Annotated in this window: 2 protein-coding genes; both read right to left on the bottom strand. The window is 39.7% G+C overall.

All coding sequences use genetic code 11. The annotated features are described in order from the left end of the window. Nucleotides 1-274: 274 nt before the first annotated feature. Nucleotides 275-748, bottom strand: a complete 474-nt coding sequence (locus R7E78_RS23910; protein ID WP_318058314.1) for a hypothetical protein — start codon at nt 746-748, stop codon at nt 275-277. Between the two features lie 685 nt (nt 749-1,433). Beyond that, nucleotides 1,434-1,724, bottom strand: a complete 291-nt coding sequence (locus R7E78_RS23905) for a hypothetical protein (protein WP_318058313.1) — start codon at nt 1,722-1,724, stop codon at nt 1,434-1,436. Nucleotides 1,725-2,791: the final 1,067 nt, after the last annotated feature.

Here is a 2,791-nt window from a genome sequence, read left to right as displayed (position 1 = left end):
TGAAACTCAGTATGTTGTTTAAGAACTGAACAACATGGGGCTACCATGTCTTCTCATCGAATTAAGCAACAAAGCCTGTTTTAGGAGTAAACCATAGGGAGACTATCTAAGTTATTGCCATTAATAAACATAAATGTATAAATCGATTGTGGGTAAAAAAGGCTCATCTAACCTTTTGGTCACTAAAGTTTCCCCTATTTGATTTTTTCGGCTTTTTGCTAAATAAAAATCTCACGTTAATAATCATGCTGAATGACTAGCGCGAACGATTACACTACAAAGCTTCGGTTTTTTGAGACCACTTATTATACTCAGCAGTAAAATTCATTGCAGAAAAGCGGATATCCCCACCAACACTTACCCACTCGGATTTTTTAAAAGCGTCAACGATGTATTGTTTACCTTTTTGAGAGATGGCGACATAGAAAGCCGCATAATCATTAATGCAACTCACCGAAAAGTTAACGCTTTGAACATTCGGATATGTTCCTTTACCCAAAAAGTTAACCACTGAAATTCTCCGTTTAGCCGCTACAGACGACCCAGCACTTTTTCCTTCACACTCGGTGGATGTTAAAATGAAACCGACGTGAGAGTTTGTTCCACTTCCCATAATATAGGCAACACCAGAGTTATCCAATGACAGTACTTTTCCATCAAACCACACTGCCGAATTTAGTGTGCTAGCACCAAACGCTGTTGATGAAAGTAGGCTAGACGCACACAAGGCTATTATTTTATTTATCATTAATCGAACGCTCCTTTTAGATTAAAACTTCTCTAGCATTGATGATTTATATACAAAAAAAGATTTTATAATAACATCCACAATGTAAACTCGAAATTAACTAAGCCAACCGCAATCCGCGATCTAAAGCCAACTTTTTTATTTACATCGAACCTAAATAAAAAAATAGGTTTAACGATACCCTTTCAGTTCCAACTCTGCAATGAAGACACGTAAGCTGTATTACATGCTGAACCCTGTAATCGAACTTATTATCCAGAACCGTTTAGAGAAGTTGCATAATAATGCAAGCAAAGAGCACTACTTAGAGGTGGCTACTTCAAAAGGTTTTGGGAGTTTTCTGGCACCGATTTTCAACCACTAGTCATGAGGTAAGTACTGTGATTTCAGTGGTACAATTTGCCACTGAGCAAAGTTGCATAAAATGGCATTTTTGAGTGTTTGGGTTAAAAATTCACTGAAACCAGATTGAGGTGCTAACTCTGGACTGGGGTTAATACTGGCAACATAGATTTCACAACTAAAAGAGAAAGAAAATCGAAAATACCAAGCAGCAAGCTTGGCTAATTGGCGCTATTCACCGCTTGCGGTGGCAAAGTGGGCAAAATCAACATGAAACTGCGCCATTTTACATAATAGGTATTAACTGCATTCAAAGTTCATTTTAAGAGTTGTATGGTTCAGCTCAGGTATCTGTACCCCAATCGAATGCAATACTTGGAACAGGTACTTCTAATCTCCTTAAATCAGCAATTGCTCCATCAATAGTTTTAAATATTTTAGGTTCATAGGGTGATCGTACAGAGCATAAAACGAGGTTTTCGCCCTTCCACTTACACTCATCATTAGTGAAGTGAATTTGATATTTGCCCGATTTCCCGACTACCTCGGCAGAGGTTATCATTCCTTGCTGAATTCGTGTTTTTGCGATTAACGTAGTGACATAGTTGCTTCCGTTAATTCCAGAAATGCTCATGATCTTATACCTAACCCTAACAAAATCCAATATTGTTACAATATCCAATATTGTTAGGGGTGTCAATGTAAAGACTTCAAAGATAAGCCTCCTTTGCGGAGGCTTATGTTCTTTTTGATTTGATTAAGTAATGAAAGAAACGTCAGTATATGAATACGTTGTGGTTTTTTGGCAATAGGTTATACATCATAAGGTTGTTGTTAAGTTGTTGCATTTGTATGTTTTGATTCATGTTCTGAAGTGATTGGCTTGCTCTTGTGCTCTAGCGCTTCTCTCGCTGCAACTAGCCTTTGTTCATTGATTTGTGATCTTTTCGCATTTTTTGCTGTTCAATCTTAGCCAGTTTAGCGTTAATTCTTTTTTGCAAGTTCGCAAACTTATTATCTTCATCACATGGTACACAGACAAAGTGTTAACTCACAATGGGGCGTGCGACGTGAGGTCGTATGAAGCGCTGTTCACCGCTCAACGAGTGGACCATCTGTATCACCAGATGAACCTAGGACTCTGAATAAAGTAGCGAGTCTGACAATGTAACGAAGGTTGGTATTTACCAATCGGGATTGAAATCGTGAGAAGACGATCCTCCTGATAACCACATAAATCGGGTGAGTGCTAGGTAGTCAGCATGATGAACATAAGTGAATCCGCTCAAGGTGCGTTATGTGATGAAACAGCGGAAGTGGTTAACACGCTGTAGCCAAAAGGCGTGAGAGTCGGAAAGAGATTGCCCCATGCTCTTTCGTGATCATTGAACTCTCCGCACCATAGCGGGCATCTACCCTGACATTGCGCGACATACGGAACACGGTAAGCCTGTATCACTCCCTTTGGGGAAAGCCTTTGTGGCCGATAGTGATGCAGGTAGAGGATGTTGGAAAAAGCGAACGCTGCATTGTAACGATGCAGATACAGATTCATATCTGATCACGAAAGTGAGCTGACTTCCGACTGGTCTTCCGTTGCAAGAGAATTTGAAGAACTTTATTCAAGGAGAAATGATATGAACGTTTCCCCAACCCTCGGAGACTGACGATGATTCGTTTGATTAGGAAGGATACTCCCTG

The organism is Vibrio sp. YT-19(2023) (genome assembly GCF_033337395.1).
The sequence above is the reverse complement of the archived record's forward strand: the minus strand, read 5'-3'. Positions and strand labels throughout refer to the sequence as shown.

Bases quoted from the DNA above. Each gene is read 5' to 3' on its own strand.
- R7E78_RS23910 (WP_318058314.1), bottom strand. From the start codon at position 748: ATGATAAATAAAATAATAGCCTTGTGTGCGTCTAGCCTACTTTCATCA.
- R7E78_RS23905 (WP_318058313.1), bottom strand. From the start codon at position 1,724: ATGAGCATTTCTGGAATTAACGGAAGCAACTATGTCACTACGTTAATC.